This is a genomic window from Pseudomonas sp. C9-3, from assembly GCF_032392015.1.
Taxonomy (GTDB): Bacteria; Pseudomonadota; Gammaproteobacteria; order Pseudomonadales; family Pseudomonadaceae; genus Pseudomonas; species Pseudomonas nitroreducens.
Genome location: NZ_CP135919.1, coordinates 2,533,730 through 2,553,161, shown reverse-complemented (window position 1 = coordinate 2,553,161; position 19,432 = coordinate 2,533,730). Strand labels below are relative to the sequence as shown.

14 protein-coding genes are annotated in these 19,432 nt (G+C 67.4%); 7 read left to right on the top strand and 7 right to left on the bottom strand.

All coding sequences use genetic code 11. The annotated features are described in order from the left end of the window. Positions 1-11 precede the first annotated feature (11 nt). The 5 genes from glgX to RS899_RS11425 all read left to right on the top strand — a co-directional run bounded on the left by glgX (position 12) and on the right by RS899_RS11425 (position 6,151). Positions 12-2,141 (top strand): glycogen debranching protein GlgX, encoded by a 2,130-nt coding sequence (gene glgX, locus RS899_RS11445; RefSeq protein ID WP_315809972.1) that lies wholly within the window; start codon positions 12-14, stop codon positions 2,139-2,141. Positions 2,142-2,296: 155 nt separating this feature from the next. Continuing rightward, complete coding sequence (locus tag RS899_RS11440; protein WP_315809971.1) at positions 2,297-3,214, top strand: DUF72 domain-containing protein; 918 nt, start codon at positions 2,297-2,299, stop codon at positions 3,212-3,214. Beyond that, positions 3,211-3,993, top strand: coding sequence for an endonuclease/exonuclease/phosphatase family protein (locus tag RS899_RS11435; protein WP_315809970.1), 783 nt, complete (start codon positions 3,211-3,213; stop codon positions 3,991-3,993). Before RS899_RS11440 ends, RS899_RS11435 begins: the two co-directional genes overlap by 4 nt. Next, positions 3,990-5,189 carry a cardiolipin synthase ClsB gene (clsB, locus tag RS899_RS11430; protein ID WP_315809969.1) on the top strand — a complete coding sequence of 400 codons (1,200 nt, stop codon included), beginning with the start codon at positions 3,990-3,992 and terminating at the stop codon, positions 5,187-5,189. Before RS899_RS11435 ends, clsB begins: the two co-directional genes overlap by 4 nt. Then, positions 5,186-6,151, top strand: coding sequence for a lysylphosphatidylglycerol synthase domain-containing protein (locus RS899_RS11425; RefSeq protein ID WP_315809968.1), 966 nt, complete (start codon positions 5,186-5,188; stop codon positions 6,149-6,151). Before clsB ends, RS899_RS11425 begins: the two co-directional genes overlap by 4 nt. 354 nt (positions 6,152-6,505) lie before the next feature. On the opposite strand, the gene glgB is transcribed toward RS899_RS11425, so the two are convergent. The 6 genes from glgB to RS899_RS11395 all read right to left on the bottom strand — a co-directional run bounded on the left by glgB (position 6,506) and on the right by RS899_RS11395 (position 15,787). Then, complete coding sequence (gene glgB, locus RS899_RS11420) at positions 6,506-8,680, bottom strand: 1,4-alpha-glucan branching protein GlgB (protein ID WP_315809967.1); 2,175 nt, start codon at positions 8,678-8,680, stop codon at positions 6,506-6,508. Next, a complete protein-coding gene (gene treS, locus RS899_RS11415; protein WP_315809966.1) occupies positions 8,677-12,024 on the bottom strand; it encodes a maltose alpha-D-glucosyltransferase in 3,348 nt (1,115 codons plus the stop codon). The genes glgB and treS overlap by 4 nt, the downstream gene beginning before the upstream one ends. A gap of 17 nt (positions 12,025-12,041) precedes the next feature. Further along, complete coding sequence (locus RS899_RS11410) at positions 12,042-14,024, bottom strand: alpha-1,4-glucan--maltose-1-phosphate maltosyltransferase (protein ID WP_315809965.1); 1,983 nt, start codon at positions 14,022-14,024, stop codon at positions 12,042-12,044. A 119-nt stretch (positions 14,025-14,143) separates the two neighbouring features. After that, on the bottom strand, positions 14,144-15,025 hold the full coding sequence (locus RS899_RS11405; protein ID WP_315809964.1) for a Ku protein: 882 nt from the start codon (positions 15,023-15,025) through the stop codon (positions 14,144-14,146). Then, positions 15,013-15,279 carry a hypothetical protein gene (locus RS899_RS11400; protein ID WP_054910687.1) on the bottom strand — a complete coding sequence of 89 codons (267 nt, stop codon included), beginning with the start codon at positions 15,277-15,279 and terminating at the stop codon, positions 15,013-15,015. The genes RS899_RS11405 and RS899_RS11400 overlap by 13 nt, the downstream gene beginning before the upstream one ends. Then, positions 15,269-15,787 (bottom strand): MgtC/SapB family protein, encoded by a 519-nt coding sequence (locus RS899_RS11395; protein WP_315809963.1) that lies wholly within the window; start codon positions 15,785-15,787, stop codon positions 15,269-15,271. Before RS899_RS11395 ends, RS899_RS11400 begins: the two co-directional genes overlap by 11 nt. A gap of 181 nt (positions 15,788-15,968) precedes the next feature. Between RS899_RS11395 and RS899_RS11390 the strand changes: the two genes are divergently transcribed. Then, positions 15,969-16,373 carry a hypothetical protein gene (locus RS899_RS11390; RefSeq protein ID WP_315809962.1) on the top strand — a complete coding sequence of 135 codons (405 nt, stop codon included), beginning with the start codon at positions 15,969-15,971 and terminating at the stop codon, positions 16,371-16,373. Positions 16,374-16,377: 4 nt separating this feature from the next. On the opposite strand, the gene RS899_RS11385 is transcribed toward RS899_RS11390, so the two are convergent. Continuing rightward, a complete protein-coding gene (locus tag RS899_RS11385) occupies positions 16,378-18,837 on the bottom strand; it encodes a glycogen/starch/alpha-glucan phosphorylase (protein WP_315809961.1) in 2,460 nt (819 codons plus the stop codon). Between the two features lie 204 nt (positions 18,838-19,041). Here RS899_RS11385 and RS899_RS11380 point away from each other — a divergent pair, with 204 nt between their 5' ends. Then, positions 19,042-19,419, top strand: a complete 378-nt coding sequence (locus RS899_RS11380) for a Rho termination factor N-terminal domain-containing protein (RefSeq protein WP_315809960.1) — start codon at positions 19,042-19,044, stop codon at positions 19,417-19,419. The last annotated feature ends 13 nt before the right edge of the window (positions 19,420-19,432 follow it).

The following is a 19,432-nucleotide window of genomic DNA, read 5'->3' as shown; positions in this document are numbered from 1 at the left end:
TGGAGCCAGCCATGACCCGACGTGCACAGTCCCGCGTTACCGAAGGGCGCCCTTTTCCCCTGGGCGCCACCTGGGACGGCCTGGGCGTCAATTTCGCGCTGTTCTCCGCCCATGCCACCAAGGTCGAGCTGTGCCTGTTCGATGCGCAGGGCAAGCGCGAACTGGAACGCATCGAGCTGCCCGAATACAGCGACGAGATCTGGCACGGTTACCTGCCCGACGCCCATCCCGGGCAGATCTACGGCTACCGCGTGCATGGCCCCTACGAGCCGGACGCCGGCCACCGTTTCAACCCCAACAAGCTGCTGATCGACCCTTACGCGCGGCAACTGGTGGGCGAGCTGCGCTGGTCCGAAACGCTGTTCGGCTACACCATCGGCTCGGCGGACGCGGACCTGAGTTTCGACGAGCGCGACAGCGCCGCCTACGTGCCCAAGTGCAAGGTCATCGACCCGGCCTTTACCTGGGGTGAGCAGCAGCCGGTGCGCGTGCCCTGGGATGAAACGGTGATCTACGAGGCCCACCTGCGCGGTCTGAGCATGCGCCACCCGGACGTGCCCGACCGCCTGCGCGGCACCTGCGCCGGGTTGATGAACAGCGGCCTGCTGGGGCACCTGCGGCAACTGGGCGTCACCAGCCTCGAACTACTGCCGGTGCATGGTTTCCTCGACGACAAGCACCTGCTGGAAAAGGGCATGAGCAACTACTGGGGCTACAACAGCATCGCCTTCTTCGCGCCCCAGGCCCGCTACCTCGCCAGCGGGCATATCAACGAGTTCAAGGAAATGGTCGCGCACCTGCACGACGCCGGCATCGAACTGATCCTCGACGTGGTCTACAACCACACTGCCGAGGGCAACGAACTCGGCCCGACCCTGTGCATGCGCGGCATCGACAACATTTCCTACTACCGCCTGCAGGCCGACAACCGCCGCTACTACGTCAACGACTCCGGCACCGGCAACACCCTCGACCTGAGCCACCCTTGCGTGTTGCAGATGGTCACCGACTCGCTGCGCTACTGGGCCACCGAAATGCGCGTGGACGGCTTCCGCTTCGACCTCGCCTCGATCCTCGGCCGCTATGCCGACGGTTTCGAAGAGCGCCACAGCTTCCTCGTCGCCTGCCGCCAGGACCCGGTACTGAGCCATCGCAAGCTGATCGCCGAACCCTGGGACTGCGGCCCCGGCGGCTATCAGGTCGGTGGGTTCCCGCCGGGCTGGGTGGAGTGGAACGACCGTTTCCGCGACACCGTGCGCAGCTTCTGGCGCGGCGATGAAGGCCAGTTGCCCGACGTCGCCCGGCGCCTCACCGCCTCCGGCGACCTGTACGACCAGCGCGGGCGGCGCCCCTATGCCTCGGTCAACTTCATCACCGCCCATGACGGCTTCACCCTGCGCGACGTGGTCAGCTACAACCACAAGCACAACCAGGCCAATGGCGAGGACAACCGCGATGGCCACGACGACAACCGTTCCTGGAACCACGGTGTCGAAGGCCCTACCGACGATGCCGGAATTCGCCGCCTGCGCGTGCAGCAGATGAAGAACCTGCTGGCCACCCTGCTGCTCTCCCAGGGCACGCCGATGCTGCTGGCCGGCGACGAGTTCAGCCGCACCCAGCAAGGCAACAACAACGTCTACTGCCAGGACAACGAACTGGGCTGGGTGGACTGGAACCTCGACGACGAAGGCCGTGAACTGCTGGCCTTCACCCACCGCCTGATCCGCCTGCGCCAGGCCTATCCGATCCTGCGGCGCGGGCGCTTCCTGGTCGGCGAATACAACGAGGAGCTGGGTGTACGCGATGTCACCTGGCTTGCGCCCGAAGGCGAGGAAATGACCGAGGACCATTGGCACGACCCGCAGCGCCGCAGCCTGGGCATGCTCATGGATGGCCGCGCCCAGCCCACCGGCATCCGCCGCAGCGGCGGCGACGCCACCTTGCTGCTGCTGGTCAATGCCGGGCACGAAGGCCTGGACTTCATCCTCCCGAAAACCGCACAAGGCCGTGACTGGCAGTTGCTGCTGGACACCGCCGAGCTGCCGCGGGAACACGAGCACAGCTGGGCGTTCGGTGCCGCCTACCCGCTGGGTGCGCGCGCCCTGGCGCTGTTCACCCTGCGTCGCAGCGAGGACTGACCGCTGGGCGATCCCGCGGAACGCTGCCCAGCGAACCCCGGTCGGACGTTCAGGAACCGGGCATCAGCGACCCGGAAAACAACCACCGCCGAAGGAGAACCCGATGCCACCAGCCGCCTCCCGCCCAAGCCTCCGCCACCCGGCCGGCTGAGCCGATGAAGGCCCTGCACATCGGCATTTCCGGCTGGCGCTATGCGCCCTGGCGCGGCGACTTCTACCCGCAGGGGCTGCGCCAGAAGGACGAGCTGCGCTACGCCTCCCGCGCCTTCAACAGCATCGAGTTGAACGGCTCCTTCTACTCGCTGCAGAAGCCCGAATATTACCGCCGGTGGGCGCAGGACACGCCCGACGGTTTCGTCTTCAGCCTCAAGGGCCCGCGCTACATCACCCACATCAGGCGCCTGCGCGATGCCGAGGAAGGCCTCGCCAACTTCTTCGCCTCCGGCCCCCTGGAGCTGGGCGAGAAGCTCGGGCCGCTGCTCTGGCAACTGCCGCCCAGCCTGCACTACGACGAGGACGTGGTGGAGACCTTTCTGGCGCTGCTGCCGCGCACCAGCGAGGCAGCGCTGGACCTGGCGAAAGCCTCCGCCAGCCGTCGGCCGCCGCACTGGCCCCGGTCGCTGAAGCGGCGCCCGCTGCGTCACGCCATGGAAGTGCGCCATGCCAGCTTCGCCTGCGCGCAATTCGCCCGGCAGCTGCGGCAGCACGGTGTCGCCCTGGTCTTCGCCGATGCGCCGCGCAAGTGGCCTTACGGCGAAGACCTCACCGCCAGGGACTTCGTCTACCTGCGCCTGCACGGCGACAAGGAACTCTACGCCAGCGGCTATGGCGACGCCGCCCTCCAGCGCTGGTGCGAGCGTGTAGCCCGCTGGCGGCGCGGGCTGCAACCCGCCGACGCGGAGCTGTTCGACGGCGCCACCCGCGGCGATCGCCGGCAGCGCGAGGTGTTCTGCTACTTCGACAACGACATCAAGGTCCGCGCGCCCTACGACGCCAGCAAGCTGATGAGGTTGCTCGATGTGCAGCTCACGGGGCGACAGGAACCCGGCCAACCGGCGGGAGACTGGGCATGAGCCAGGCCGAGCGCACCCCTCTGGTGCCCGCCGCCGTACAGGGCAATACGTTGCTGCGGGTGCTCACGGTGAACACCCACAAGGGTTTCAACGCCTTCAACCGCCGCTTCATCCTCCACGAACTACGCGATGCGGTACGCGCCACCTCGGCGGACCTGGTGTTTCTCCAGGAAGTCCACGGCGAACACCAGTTGCACGCCGAACGCCATCCGAACTGGCCCAGCGGACCACAGTACGAGTTCCTCGCCGACAGCATGTGGCCGGCCTTCGCCTACGGACGCAACGCGGTCTATCCCGAAGGCCACCACGGCAACGCCCTGCTCTCGCGCCTGCCGATCCGCAGCTGGGACAATCGCGACGTCTCCGAGGCCGGTACCGAGGAGCGCGGCCTGCTCCACGCACAGATCGACCTGCCCGGCGAGCGCGCCCTGCACGCGGTGTGCGTGCACCTGGGCCTGCACGAAGCACAGCGGCAACGGCAACTGCGGCTGCTCTGCGCCCTGATAGGCGAACTGCCGGCCAACGACCCGGTCGTCGTCGCGGGCGACTTCAATGACTGGCGCTGCCGCGCCACCGGCGTTCTGGCCGGCTGCGGCCTGCAGCCGGCATTCCCGGCCAGTGGCGGCGAGCCGCGCAGCTTTCCGGCGCGCTGGCCCCTGCTGCGGCTGGACCGCATCTATGTGCGGCACCTGCGGGTCACCCTGAGCGAGGTGCTCAACCGCAAGCCCTGGCCGCATCTGTCCGATCACCTGCCGCTGCTCGCCGAGGTTTCGCTATGAACGAGGTATGGCGCAACGGCAACCGGGTCGAACTGCTGATCAATGGCGAGGATTTCTTCCCCAGCGTCTTTCGCGCCATCGAGCAGGCGCGGCACGAGGTGCTGCTGGAAACCTTCATCCTGCGCGACGACAAGGTGGGCCGCGCGCTGCGCCAGGTGCTGATCGATGCAGCCGGGCGCGGCGTGCGCGTCGAAGTGATCGCGGACGGTTACGGCACGCCGGACCTGGACGCGAGCTACCTGGGCGGCCTGCTGGACGCCGGCGTACGCCTGCACCTGTTCGACCCGCAGCCGCTGCTGCTGGGCATGCGCACCAACCTGTTCCGCCGCCTGCACCGCAAGCACGTGGTGGTCGATGGCGCGCTGGCCTTCGTCGGCGGGATCAATTTCTGCGCCGACCACCTGGCCGACTTCGGCACCATGGCCAAGCAGGACTACGCAGTGCGCATCGAGGGCCCCGGCGTGGAAGACGTCCGCCGCGCCTGCCTGGAGCTGCTCAGCCAGTACGGCGACATTCCCGCCGCCGACGCCGTGCATCCCAGCGGCGTGGCCGGCCCTTGCCGAACCTGCCTGGCGATCCGCGACAACCTCTACCGCCGCACCGAGATCGAGCAGCACTACCTGCGCGCGATCGGCCAGGCGAAGGAGCGGCTGCTGATCGCCAACGCCTACTTCTTCCCCGGCTACCGCCTGTTGCGCGCCCTGCGCAATGCAGCCAGGCGCGGGGTCAGGGTCCGGCTGATCCTCCAGGGCCTGCCGGACATGCCGCTGGTGCGGCTGTGCAGCAAGCTGCTCTACGACACCCTGCTGCGCGATGGCGTGGAAATCCACGAATACTGCGACCGCCCGCTGCACGGCAAGGTCGCAGTGGCCGACCGCCGCTGGGCAACGGTGGGCTCGAGCAACCTCGACCCGCTGAGCCTGTCGCTGAACCTGGAAGGCAACCTGATGATCGAGGACGGCGACTTCTGCGCCGGGCTGGACGACCACCTGGAGCAACTGGCCAACCAGAGTTGCCGCCGCGTCACCCGCCAGTATGCGCGGCGCGGCTACTGGTGGCGGGCGCCGCTGGTATTCGCCAGCTTCCACTTCCTGCGCCACTTCCCGGCGATCGCCGGGCAATTGCCGGCGCACCGGCAGATTCTCAGCCCCGCCAGCCTCGACGAAGAACCCGGCCAGTCGCAGGTGCAGCCATGAACCGCAAGCGCTTCTGGAAGCGCGCCAACCGCGTTTTCAACATTGCCCTGCTGATCGCCCTGCCGGTGCTGCTGTTCCTGCTGCTGCGCGCCACTGACTGGGACGAGGTGTTCCGCCTGCTGCGCGAGTACAAACCCAGCACCCTGGCGCTGGGCATGCTGATTGCCTTCTGCAGCTACGCCATCTTCAGCAGCTTCGACGTGCTCAGCCGCTTCTATATCGGCCATCCGCTGCCGGTGCGGCGGGTGTTCACCGTGGCCTTCGTCTGCAATGCCTTCAACCTCAACCTCAGCTTCTGGGTCGGCGCCATCGCCCTGCGCTACCGCCTCTACGGGCGACTGGGCATGAGTACCGGGGACATCACGCGCATCCTCACCTTCAGCCTGATCACCAACTGGTACGGCTATCTGCTGCTGGCCGGCGGCCTGTTCGTCTGCGGCTTCCCCGACCTGCCGCAGAGCTGGTCCCTCGGCCAGGGTGGCTTGCGGGCCATCGGCGTTCTGCTGCTGGTGCTGGGCGCCGCCTACCTGCTGGCCTGCCGCTTTGCCCGCCGCCGCGCCTGGGGTTGGAAACGCTACCGGCTCAAGCTGCCGAGCTGGCGGCTGGCCGCCCTGCAGGGAATTTTCGGGGCCAGCAACTGGTCGATGATGGCGCTGCTGATCTACAGCCTGCTGCCCGCTTCGGCGAGCTACCCGGAGGTACTGGCAACCCTGATGATCAGCAGCATCGCCGGCGTCGTCCTGCACGTGCCGGCCGGGCTGGGGGTGATTGAGACCGTGTTCATCACCGTGCTGCGCGACCACTTCTCCCGCGGCGAACTGGTGGCGGCACTGATCGGCTATCGGCTGCTGTATTTCCTCATACCACTACTGCTGGCCTGCGCGGTCTACCTGTGGCTGGAGCGCCACGCGAAGAAGCTCAAGCGCCGGGATGAGCGACGGGAGGCGGCGCGCGCTTCGTGACGTCGGTAGGATCCGACGATCACTCACCGTGCCTTCAATACCCCACGACCCAATGCTCCAGGGAGAGGGGTCTTGTAGGAGCACCTGTCTTCTTCTGGTGAATCCGTGCCGATACTTTCCCCTCACCCCAGCCCTGGCTACGCGCCCCGCTCCTGAGGGAGAGGGTTAGGGTGAGGGCCGCCCCAAGCGCAGAAGCATCTCGCAGGAGCGGGACTTCGTCTGCGATGTCTGCACGCCGTGCCGAGGTGCCTGGGCGTACCAATCGCGGACGGAGTCCGCTCCTACGAAAACCGCCGCTCCTAGTTCGCCGGCTGCGTAGGAGCGGACTCTGTCCGCGATCGTTTTGAGGCCGCGCTAGGGCTGGCCATGCCCTTCGGGCCGGAGGATCAGGCAGCCCAGCGGCGGCAGGTCCAGCGCCAGGGACTGGGCCGGCCCATGGGATGCCTGCGGATCGCTTTCCACCACCCCGCGACTGCCCGCGCCAGAGCCGCCGAAGGAGTCGGCGTCGCTGTTGAACAGCACCTCCCAGCGCCCCGGCAGCGGCACGCCAACGAGATAGTGCGGGCGCAGCACCGGCGTGAAGTTGTGCACGACCAGTACCGGCGCACCGTCGCCGGCCAGGCGCAGCCACGCGTAGACACTGTTGCGCTGGTCGTCGCCGATCAGCCAGTGGAAGCCCTCGGCCCGGTCGTCGAAGGCGTGCAGCGCGGGTTCCTCGCGCAGCAGCCGGTTGAGTTCGCGGATCAGTGCCTGCGCGCCGAAGTGCTCGGCGTAGCGCAGCAGGTACCAGTCCAGTTGGCCGTCGTGGTCCCACTCGCGCCACTGGCCGAACTCGCAGCCCATGAACAGCAGCTTCTTGCCCGGATGAGTCCACATCAAGGCCAGGTACAGACGCAGGTTGGCGAACTGTTGCCAGCGGTCGCCCGGCATCTTGCCCAGCAGCGAACCCTTGCCGTGCACCACCTCGTCGTGGGAGATCGGCAGGATGAAGTGCTCGGAGAAGGCGTAGTGCAGGCCGAAGGTCAGCTTCTGGTGGTGGTAGCCGCGGTTGATCGGGTCTTCGCGGATGTACGCCAGGCTGTCGTGCATCCAGCCCATGTTCCACTTGTAGGCAAAGCCCAGGCCGCCTTCCTCGGTGGAGCGGCTGACGCCCGGCCAGGCGGTGGATTCCTCGGCGATCACCAGCGCGCCCGGTGCCTCGGCCTGGACCACGCTGTTGAGGTGACGGAGGAATTCGATGGCCTCGAGGTTCTCGCGGCCTCCGTGCTGGTTGGGGATCCATTCGCCGTCCTTGCGCGAATAATCGCGATAGAGCATCGAGGCCACGGCATCCACCCGCAGCCCGTCGATGTGGTACTCGCGCAGCCAATGCAGCGCCGAGGCCAGCATGAAACCGTGCACCTCGTTGCGGCCGAGGTTGTAGATGTAGGTATCCCAGTCCTGGTGGAAGCCCTCGAAGGGATGCGCGTATTCGTACAGCGCGGTGCCGTCGAAGTGCGCCAGGCCGTGGGCGTCGGTGGGGAAATGCGCCGGCACCCAGTCGAGGATCACGCCGACTCCGGCCTGGTGGCAGCGGTCGACGAAGCGCGCGAAGTCGGCCGGGCTGCCGTAGCGAGCGGTGGGCGCGAACAGCGAGAGCGGCTGGTAGCCCCAGGAGCCGCCGAAGGGGTGCTCCATGATCGGCATGAGTTCGATGTGGGTAAAGCCCAGGTCACTGATGTAGGGGATCAGCCGGTCGGCCAGCTCATCCCAGGTCGGCGCGCGGTTCTCCACCCATTGCCAGGAGCCGGCGTGCAGTTCGTAGATCGACAACGGCCGATCCACGCCCTGATGCTCGCCGCGTTGCTGCATCCACGACTGGTCCTGCCAGGGGAAAGGCGTCGGGTCCGGCACCCGCGAGCCGGTGGCAGGCGGCATTTCGGTGGCCAGCGCCATGGGGTCGGCCTTCAGCGGCAGCAGGCCGTCCGGACCGAGCAGTTCGTACTTGTAGACCTCGCCCGGTTGCAGGCGCGGGATGAACAGCTCCCAGACGCCAGCGGGATAGCGCAGGCGCATCAGGTGGCGGCGGCCGTCCCAGCCATTGAAATCGCCGACCACCGACACCCGCCGCGCATTCGGCGCCCAGACGGCGAAGCGCACGCCGGGCACGCCGTCGATCTGCATCGCCTGGGCGCCCAGGCATTTGCCCAGTTGGCGGTGGTTGCCCTCGGCGAACAGGTAGAGGTCCAGTTCGCTGATCGACTGCCCGAACGCGTAGGGGTCTTCACTTACCTGCTCGTGCTCCGGCCAGTGGATCCGCAGGCGATACGGCGCCTTGGCCGGCAGGCGGGCGACGAACAGCCCGCTGGCGTCCACTGCGTCCATGGCGGCGAGGATTTCGTCCTGCGGCGACAGCAATTCCACTGCCAGCGCACCCGGCAGCCAGGCGCGCACCTGCTCGCCGCCTTCGTCGCGGTGCGGGCCGAGGAAGGCAAAGGGATCGGCGTGATCGCCACGCTGCAGGTGGTCCAGGTCGCTGCGCAGGGTCATGTGCGTCCTCCGAGTAAGTGTCGTGCCAGTTCGAACAGCCCTTGCAGGGGGACTTCCAGCCAGTCGGGGCGGTGGCCGGCTTCGTAGAGCACTTCATAGGCGGCCTTTTCCAGGCTGAACAGCGCCAGTGCGGCGCCCTCCCCCTCACGGCCGTGCCACTCGTGGGGCAGGTCGGCGGCGGCCGTCCGGTAGGCTTCGAGGAAGGCGTCGCGGGCGTCGCGACGGTAGCGCAGGGCCAGTTCTGCCCTGGCCGCCTGGACCTCGGCCGGCGCCTCGGTGCCCTGGGCGCTGCGCAGGGCCATGGCGGCGGCGTAGTCGAAGGAGCGCAGTACGCCGGTGACGTCCTTCAACGGGCTGTGGCGCTGGCGGCGTTCGACCAGCGGGCGATTCGGCTCGCCTTCGAAATCGATCAGGAAGGCATCGCCCTGCACCACCAGGACCTGGCCCAGGTGCAGGTCGCCATGGACGCGGATCATCACGCCGCCCTCCGCCAGCCGCGCCAGGTTGCCGATGGCCTGCAGCAGTTCTCCGCGCTGCTCCAGCAGCCAGTCGGCCATCGCGCCGCCCTGCTCGTCCAGGCTCGCGCGTGCGTGGCGCAGGGTCTCCAGCGCCTGTTCGAGTTGCGCGCCGATGCTGTTGCTCCAGGCCCCGCTGTCGACAGCTCCACTGCGGTGCAGGCCGAACTCCGGCTCGTCGGTGGCTTCGGCCAGCAGCTGGTGCATTTCACCCAGGCGCTGGCCAAGCCGTCCGGCGAACAGGCGCAGTTCCTCCATGACATCGAACTCCGGCCCGGGTGTTTCCACTGCCGGCGGCAGGCCGTCGCGCATGGCGCGCTCCAGCTGGTTCAGGGTCCAGCTCCAGGCATCGCCCTGGTTGCTCAGGTAGCCCTGCAGCAGCAACAGCGTGTGCGGCTGGCCCAGGGCGTCGATGCGGCGCACCTCGCCCAGCAGCGGCGCGATGTTGGCAAAGCCGCGGCGGCTCAGGTAACCGCCCATCTCGGCTTCCGGGTGCACGCCGGGGAACACCCGGCGCAGCAGCTTGAGCAGCAGCTTGTTGCCGATCAGCGCGGAGCTGTTGGACTGGTCGACGCTGAGCACGCGGATTTCCGCTTCATCGTCGATGTCGCCGTACTGCAGCAGTCCCGGCTGCGGCAGGAACTGCAGCTCGCCCGCGGGGCCCTGCATCGTCGAGGTCTCGCGCAACAGGCGCAGCACCAGGCGGCTGAACGCCGGCAGGGCGAAGGCGTCGGTGAGCAGGCCGACCTTGCGCCCGCGGCGCAGCCGGGCCAGGGCCAGTTGCTGGGGCAGATCGTTGCCGGCGGCGCCCTTCTCCGGCACGGCGGCCAGCGGCAATTGGTAATGCTCGGCGCCGTCCGCGCCATTGACTTCCACTTCCGCCAGCAGCGGTGCGGCATCGGCCTCACCCAGCGGCATGGCATAGAGCAGACGGGCGCTGCCGGCCTCCAGCCGCCCCCTGGCGAACCAGCGGCGCTTGGGCAGGTAGCGTGGCAGCGAGTCGCTCTCCAGCAGCTCGCGCGGCGCACCGCTGGCGATCTCCGCCAGGCGCTGGGCCAGTACCAGGGTCGGCAGTTCGGGCATGCGTTCCACCGGCTTCACGTGCCACGCCGGCATCTGTTGGCTGTCGGCCAGGTAGAACCAGTAGAAGCCGTAGGGCGGCAGGGTCAGCAGGTAGGTCATGCGCCCGATCGGCGGGAAGGACGAGCCACCGAGCATTTCCACCGGGACTCGGCCGTCAAAGGCCGACAGGTCCAGCTCGACCGCCTGGGCGGCACTGGACAGGTTGGCGACACAGAGGATGCTCTCCTCGCTGGAGCCCTCGCCCTCCGGGCGGTACTGGCGCAGGTACGCAAGAATGCGCCGGTTGGGCGGTGACAGCATGCTGATGCTGCCGCGGCCGAAGGCCTTCTGCTGCTTGCGGACACCCAGCATGCGGCGCATCCAGTTGAGCAGCGAATGCGGGTCGCGCGCCTGGGCCTCGACGTTGACGCTCTGGTAGCCGTAGAGCGAGTCGAGTATCGGCGGCAGCACGAGGCTGGCGGGGTCCGCGCGGGAGAAGCCGCCATTGCGGTCCACCGACCATTGCATCGGTGTGCGCACGCCGTCGCGGTCGCCCAGGTAGATGTTGTCGCCCATGCCGATCTCGTCGCCGTAGTACAGGGTCGGCGTGCCGGGCATCGACAGCAGCAGGCTGTGGAGCAGTTCGATGCGCCGGCGATCGCGCTCCACCAGCGGGGCGAGACGGCGGCGAATACCCAGATTGATGCGCGCGCGGCGGTCGGCGGCGTAGTAGTTCCAGAGGTAGTCGCGCTCGTCGTCGGTGACCATCTCCAGGGTCAGCTCATCGTGGTTGCGCAGGAAGATCGCCCATTGGCAGTTGTCCGGAATCGACGGCGTCTGGCGCAGGATGTCGGTGATCGGGAAGCGGTCTTCCTGGGCGATGGCCATGTACATGCGCGGCATCAGCGGGAAGTGGAAGGCCATGTGGCATTCGTCGCCGGTGCTGCCCTCGGTGGCACCGTCCATTGCGCCGAAATACGGCCTCGTGTCCTCCGGCCACTGGTTGGCCTCGGCCAGCAGCATGCGGTCCGGGTAATGCGCATCCAGCTCGGCGCGGATGCGCTTGAGCACCACGTGGGTCTCGGGAAGGTTCTCGTTGTTGGTGCCGTCGCGTTCGATCAGGTACGGGATGGCGTCCAGGCGCAGGCCGTCGACACCCATGTCCAGCCAGTAGCGCATGACCCCGAGCACTGCGCGCAGCACCTGGGGATTGTCGAAATTGAGGTCCGGCTGGTGCGAGTAGAAGCGGTGCCAGAAGTACTGCTCGGCCACCGGGTCCCAGGTCCAGTTGGACTGTTCGCTGTCGATGAAGATGATCCGCGTCTGCTCGTACTTGCTGTCATCGTCGGACCAGACGTACCAGTTGCGCGCCTGCGAGCCCTTCTTCGCCCGCCGCGCGCGCTGGAACCAGGGGTGCTGGTCGGAGGTATGGTTGATCACCAGTTCCGTGATCACCCGCAGGCCGCGCTGGTGCGCCGCGTCGATGAAGCGGCGGGCGTCGGCCAGGGTGCCGTAGTCCGGGTGGACGCCCTTGTACATGGCGATGTCGTAGCCATCGTCACGCCGTGGCGAGGGGTAGAACGGCAACAGCCAGAGGGTGTTCACGCCCAGCTCGGCGATGTAGTCGAGCTTCTCCATCAGGCCGCGGAAATCGCCGATGCCGTCGTTGTTGGCATCGAAGAAGGACTTTACGTGCAACTGGTAGATGACCGCGTCCTTGTACCAGAGCGGGTCATCGAGAAAGGGGCGGGTCTTGCGCTTGGCCATGGTCGCGCTCCTGGAAGTCATTGCTCGGGATGCAGGCGCCAGATGCCGAACGGCAGGTGCCAGGGCTCGATGCGCATCCACTGGCGCTTGCCGTGCCAGGTCCAGCGGTGACCATTCATCAGGTCTTCGCCACCCATGGGCGCGTCATCGGGCAGGCCGAATTCCCACAGCGGCAGCTCGAAGTCCGCCTCCTGGGCGTTCTCCGGATCGAGGCTGACCGCCACCAGGATGAAGTTGGCCAGGTCGGCGCTGCGCTTGCCGAACAGCAGGATGTTGTCGTTGAAGACGGGATAGGCCTGGAAGCCCAGGTGGCTGTGCAGCGCCGGGTTCTCGCGGCGGATGCGGTTGAGCCGGGTGATCTCGCCGACGATGTTGCCGGGCGCGTAGTAGTCGCGCTGGCGCAGCTGGTACTTCTCGGAGTCGAAGTACTCCTCCTTGCCCGGCACCGGGTCGGCCTCGCACAGTTCGAACCCCGAATACATCCCCCACAGCCCCGAGCCCATGGTCGCCAGGGCAGCGCGGATGAGGAAGCCGGCGCGGCCGGAGCGTTGCAGGAAGTAGGGATTGATGTCCGGCGTGTTGACGAAGAAGTTCGGCCGGTAGCAGTCGCGCAGCGGCGGCTGATTCAGTTCGGTGAGGTATTCCTCCAGCTCCGCCTTGGTGTTGCGCCAGGTGAAGTAGGTGTAGCTCTGGCTGAAGCCGACCTTGCCCAGGCGCGCCATCATCGCCGGCCGGGTGAAGGCCTCGGCGAGGAAGATCACCTGCGGGTGCTCGCGGCGCACTTCGGCGATCAGCCATTCCCAGAACGGCAGCGGCTTGGTATGCGGGTTGTCGACGCGGAACAGGTTGACGCCCTGCTCCACCCAGCCCTGCACCACACCCAGCAGGCCGAGCCAGAGACCGGGAATGGCGTCGGCGGCGTAGAAGTCGACGTTGACGATGTCCTCGTACTTCTTCGGCGGGTTCTCCGCGTGGCGGATGCTGCCGTCCGCGCGCCAGCTGAACCAGCCGGGGTGCTCGCGCAGCCAGGGGTGGTCCGGCGAGCACTGGATGGCGAAATCCAGTGCGATCTCCAGGCCGTGCCCGCGGGCGGCGTCCACCAGTGCGCGGAAGTCGTCCAGGCTGCCCAGCTCGGGGTGCACGGTGTCATGGCCGCCCTCCTCGCTGCCGATGGCGTAGGGGCTGCCAGGGTCGTCGGGGCCAGCCTGCAGGCTGTTGTTGCGGCCCTTGCGGTGGGTGCGGCCGATGGGATGGATGGGCGGGAAATACAGCACGTCGAAGCCCATGGCGGCGATCTCCGGCAGCCGCCGGTGAACGTCGGCAAAGGTGCCGTGCTGGCCGGGTGTCGGGCTTTCCGAGCGCGGGAACAGCTCGTACCAACTGGCGAACCCGGCCAGCGGGCGCTCCACGTCCAGCTCGAAGGTAAGGCTGCGGGTCAGGTGCGGGCGGTGTTCGGCGCGCTGCATCAGCTCCAGGGTCCGCGGGGCCATGAACAGGCCGAAACGCGCCTCCCGCTCGGTGGTGTCCTGCAGGCTGTGGAGGATTTCGCCCAGCTCCGCCGCACCCTCCTGTGGCGCGTTGTGCAGTACCTCCTGGAACAGGTCGAGGCCCTCGCGGAACTCCAGGTCCAGCAGCTGGCCGGCGGCGTATTTCTTCTCCAGTTCGTAGCGGAAGCTGGCGTAGCTGTCGATCCAGGCCAGGACGATGAATTCCGTGCGGCCAATTCGGGTCGGCGTGATATCGGCCTCCCAGTGATCGTTGCCCAGGTGCTGCAGGGGCGTTTTCTGCCAGGGCTGACCCTTGCCTTCGCGCCAGGCGACTTCGGCGGCCAGCTTGTCGTGGCCATCGGCAAAGATGCGCGCATGGATGCGCGAGGCCCGGTGGGCGATGGCCTTGGCGGCGAAGCGCCCACCTTCCAGACGCGGCGCTACCTCTTCGATGACGATGCGCGCCTCGTTGGCGGCAACCTCGGCCCGATCGGCCGGATTCTCCAGTTCCATCGCGGCGCCCTCCTCGCTGCGGTGCGCGCCGGATGCGCGCTCGTGGGTGGATTGCTCGCTACAGGCATTGGGAACGGCAGGGCTTCGGCAAGTTCAGGCTAATTGCGCCAGTGGTCGTTTCAGGAACTCTTGCGCCTGGGCGCGGCCTTGCTCGTGGCACTCTTCTTCGCCGGCGTAGGGGTCGTTTTCTTCGCGGAGCTGGCGGCGCTGCGCGGTTTTTCTGCGCCCTTGAGGCTGCGCTTGAGCAGTTCGGTGAGGTCGATGATGTCGGCGCCTTCGCTGGCTTTCGCTTGCGCCTGCGGCACGTTCTCCAGCTGGCCCTTGGCGGCCTTCTGCTCCACCAGGCGGTGGATTTCCGCGCTGAACTCGTCCTGGTAATCCGCGGGCGACCAGCGGCCACTCATGTCCTTGACCAGGCGTTCGGCCATCTCGGTTTCGCGCTTGTCCAGCTTGACCTTGTCCAGCGCCAGGCCCAGTTCGTCCACTTCGCGCACGTCCGCCGGCCAGCGCAGGGTCATCAGCAGGATGGCGTCGCCGTCGTCGCGCAGCATCGCCAGGTGCTGACGGCTGTGCATCACCAATTGGCAGACCGCCGCCTTGCCGGTCTTCCTCAGGGTATCGCGCAGCAGCACGTAGACCTTCTCGCCGCGCTTCTCGGGCGTCAGGTAATACGGGGAGTCGTAGAACGCCACGGGAATTTCGCCGATCTCGATGAAGCCGAGGATGTCGATGGTCTGGGTCGCCTCGGGCCGCGCGGCGCGAATCTCCTCTTCGCTGATCACCACGTAGCGGCCCTTCTCCAGCTCCACGCCCTTGACGATGTGTTCCCTGGGCACCTCCTTGCCGGTGATCTTGTTCACCCGTTTGTAGCCCACCGGTTCCAGGCTGCGCTCGTCCAGCCAGTCGAAGTCGGTGGCGCTGGAACGCGCGGCGCTGTTGAGCGCCACCGGGATGTGCACGAGGCCGAAGCTGATGGCGCCTTTCCAGATCACACGGGCCATGGGTAACTCTCCTGCAGGATGATGCCGTCGTCGAAATGCACGCGGCCGGCGCTGTCGATATCGCTGATCCGCTCGAGCATGCGCTGCGCCTGCCACTCCGCCTCCGACACGTTGCGGCTGCCGGGTGCATAGACCCAGAGCACCTCGACCGGCGCGCCCTGGCGGGTCACCTGGTACTCGATCAGGCCGGTATAGCGGCCGTTCTCCAGCATCGCATCGGTCCAGGCACAGGCCTGGGCGAATTCACGGAACATCGCGGTCCTCTCTCGCCGCCTGTTCGGTAGGCGGTCGGTTGCGTTCCAGCCAGCGTGGCAGAACATGCAGCACCAGCAGCGCGAGCAGCGTACCCAGCACTGCCGTGGCGGAGTGCCCAAGCCCGACGCTGATCCCGATGGCCGTGCTCAGCCACAACCCGGCGGCGGTGGTCAGCCCTTTCACCTCGGACACCTGGCTGCCCTTGAGGATGGTACCGGCGCAAAGGAAGCCGATGCCGGCGGCGATCCCCTGGATCACCCGGCTGACCGCATCGGCCTGCGCACCGCCCTCGTGGATCGCCATCACGAACAGCGCAGCGCCCAGGGTGACCAGCATGTGGGTACGCAAGCCGGCGGCCTTGCCTTGGCTTTCCCGCTCGTAGCCGACCACGCCGCCCAGCACCACGGCGAGCGTCAGGCGCAGCGAGGCGCGGGTGATCTGCTCGACTTCGCTCAGGTCGGAGAATTCGGCGACCAGCGTTACCCAGATGCGATCCAGCGTGTCCATGACAGGCTCCGCAGTCCCTCTTAAGGGTGCAGACCCGCCGACCGCGCAATTGGTTTGCTGAAAATTCGCCGGCGATTCCACCGCCCGGCGGAAAATCCGTGCACCTCGCCATCGGCGCGGTCCATCGCTCATACCCGGCGCAGCACTGCCGGCCAACGCACCTTCAACACAGGAGACCGGAATGAGCATCGACCCCAAGCGTTTCGCCAACGAGTACCAGAACGCCCTCGTGGAGGTCGCCCTGCCGGCCTTCGCCCGAGCCGGCGAGTTCGCCCGCGACCACGGCCTGGAGTGCAGCGTCGAGCTGCGGGAAGGTCGGCGCGACCTGCCCGAACTGGTGTTGTCCGTGCGCGACGCCTGCCAGGCAGCCGACTGCGTCTGTCGCATCAGCGCCGACCCGAGCACGCAGCGGCTGTGCCATGAGAACCGCTGCGGCGAGACCGAAGCCGACGTGCAGCGGGTGGTCGGCTCCATCGCTTCGCTCAACGAGAGGGTGCTCGACACCCGCCTGCTGGAGTTCTTCCAGGAGGCTTTCGCGCTGCACCTGGACTACGCCTCCCGCCGGCATGCCGGCGGTTTCTGGTGACGGCTCAGTCCTCCCCGGCCTGCACCTTCCAGATATCCCTGGCGTACTCCCGGATGGTCCGGTCCGAGGAGAACCAGCCGACCCTGGCGGTATTGAGCATGGAGGCCTTCCACCAGCGCGCCGGTTTGCGCCAAAGCTCCTCGACCTTTTCCTGGGCGTCCCAGTAGGCGTCGAAATCGGCGCAGACCAGGAAGCGGTCGTCGCTGACCAGCGCATCGACCAGGCCGGTATAGCGCTGCGGATCGTCCGGTGAGAACACCCCGGAGCTGATCGCCCGCAGCGCCTCCTCCAGCCGCGGCGAGGCGACGATCTCGGCATGCATCGACAGGTCGCCAACGCGCTTGCGTGCCTCCACCTGCTTGGCCTTGAGGCCGAAGATGAACATGTTTTCCGCGCCGATGCGCTCGCACATCTCGACGTTGGCGCCGTCCAGCGTGCCGATGGTCAGCGCGCCATTGAGGGCGAACTTCATGTTGCTGGTGCCGGAGGCCTCCAGCCCCGCCGTGGAAATCTGCTCGGACAGGTCCGCCGCCGGGATGATCGATTCCGCCAGGCTGACGTTGTAGTTGGGGATAAATACCACCTTGAGCCGGCCGCGCACCGTGGGATCGCCGTTGACCATCCGGCTGATGTCGTTGGCCAGCTTGATGATCAGCTTGGCCACCGTGTAGCTGGGCGCGGCCTTGCCGGCGAAGATCTTCACCCGTGGCACGCGGTCGGTGGTGGGGTCGTTGCGGATGTCCTGGTAGAGCGCCACGGTATGCAGCAGGTTGAGCAACTGGCGCTTGTATTCGTGGATGCGCTTGACGTGAACGTCGAACAGCGCATCCGGGTCGATGCGCACACCCAGGCGCTCCTCGACCAGCGCCGCCAGGCGTTCCTTGGCATTGCGCCGCTGCTGGGCGAAGCGCTGGCGCACCGAGGACTTCTCCACCAGCTCGGCCAGCGCCGGCAGGTGCTTCTCGGGCTCGTCGAGTACCTCGGCGCCAAGGTTTTCCATCAGCAGCCGGGTCAGTTCCGGGTTGGTCTGGAACAGCCAGCGGCGGAAGGTCACGCCGTTGGTCTTGTTGCTGATCCGCTCCGGGTAGAGCCGGTGCAGGTCGCGGAACACCGTCTCGCGCATCAGGTCGGTGTGCAGCGCCGACACGCCGTTGACGCTGTGCGAGCCGAGGAACGCTAGGTTGCCCATGCGCACGCGGCGGCCGTGGTCTTCCTCGATCAGCGAGACCGAGCGCAGCAGGGCGAAATCGTGGATGTCCTTGGCACGCAGCGCGTCGATATGGAAGGCATTGATCAGGTAGATGATCTGCATGTGCCGTGGCAGCAGGCGCTCCATCAGGCTCACCGGCCAGGATTCCAGCGCCTCGGGCAGCAGCGTGTGGTTGGTATAGGACAGGGTCGCTACCGTCAGCGCCCAGGCGTCGTCCCAGTCCAGGCTGCGCTCGTCCAGCAGCAGGCGCATCAGCTCGGCGACGGCGATGGCCGGGTGGGTGTCGTTGAGCTGGATGGCCACCCGTTCGGGCAGGCCGAAGACGTCCTCGCCCTGCCCCAGGTGGCGTTGCATCAGGTCCTGCAGCGAGGCGCTGACGAAGAAGAACTCCTGGCGCAGGCGCAGTTCCTGGCCCGCCTCGGTGCTGTCTGCCGGGTAGAGCACCCGCGAGATGCTTTCCGCACGCACCGTATCCGCCACCGCCCCCAGGTGGTCGCCGGCATTGAAGCGGTCCAGCCGCAGGGTTTCCTCGGCACGGGCGCGCCACAGGCGCAGGGTGTTCACGCTGGCGGTACGCCAGCCCACCACCGGCATGTCGTAGGCCACCGAACGCACGCGCTCGGCCGGTTCCCAGCGCTGCCGTTCGACGCCATGGGCATCGCGCTCGCTGTGGACGCTGCCGCCGAAGCCGACGCTGAAGCTGCACTCGGGCCGCTCGAATTCCCAGGGGTTGCCGAAGTCGAGCCAGGTTTCGGTGTGCTCCTGCTGCCAGCCGTCGCCGATCACCTGCTTGAACAGGCCGTGCTCGTAGCGGATGCCGTAGCCGTGGGCGGGGATGTCCAGCGTCGCCATGCTCTCCATGAAGCAGGCGGCGAGCCGCCCCAGGCCGCCGTTGCCCAGCGCGGCGTCGGGCTCCAGCAGGCGCACGCGGTCGAGGTCCACGCCCAGCTCCGAAAGGGCCTGGCGCGCCACCTCCAGCAACCCCAGGTTGCTCAGGTTGTCGATCAGCAGGCGGCCGATGAGGAACTCCAGCGACAGGTAGTAGACGTGCTTGCGGGCGCTGCGGTCGATGGCGCGGGTGGTCTCCTCCCAGTTGTCGACCTGGTATTTGCGTGCGGCCAGGGCCACCGCCTCGAACCAGTCGTGGTCGAAGGCGTCGGCCGGGTCCTTGCCGACTGCGTAGCGCAGGCGGGTGAGCACCGCATGCTTGAAGGTCTCGACTTCCGACTGATCGGGAATGCTGTCCAGGGCCATTGCCGTCTCCTCTGGTTGCCAGTGGCTGCGGGTACGCGAGGCGTCCAGTGCATCAGTCCCCGGCGAAATCCATGAGTTCAGACCTTTTCGCCGACCGGCACGGCCCGTTCATCAGAAACGCCGAACCATCGGCGACGAGCGGTTTCTCCCCTCATGTGGCCCTTGGCAAAGGGCTGCCAGGTAATCAGAGACAGGAGAACCGTCATGCCACGCGGCGACAAAGGCAAGTACACCGAGAAGCAGAAGCGCAAGGCCGAGCACATCGAGGAAAGCTACGAAGAGCGCGGCGTACCCAGGGCGGAAGCCGAGGCGCGAGCCTGGGCGACCGTGAACAAGCAGTCCGGCGGCGGCGAGCGCAAAGGCGGTTCGGGCCAGCAGAAAAGCGCCACCGCCAAGGCCGCTGCACGCAAGAGCTCGGCCCGTCGCGCCGTTGCCAGCAAACACGGCGTGCCGCGCCCCGACCAGCCGCTGGAATCCATGACCAAGGCCGAGCTGCTCAATTGTGCGCGCACCCGGCACATCGCCGGGCGCTCCAGTATGCGCAAGCAGCAACTGATCGACGCCTTGCGAAAAGCCGCCTGAGCCGGGAGGTGTT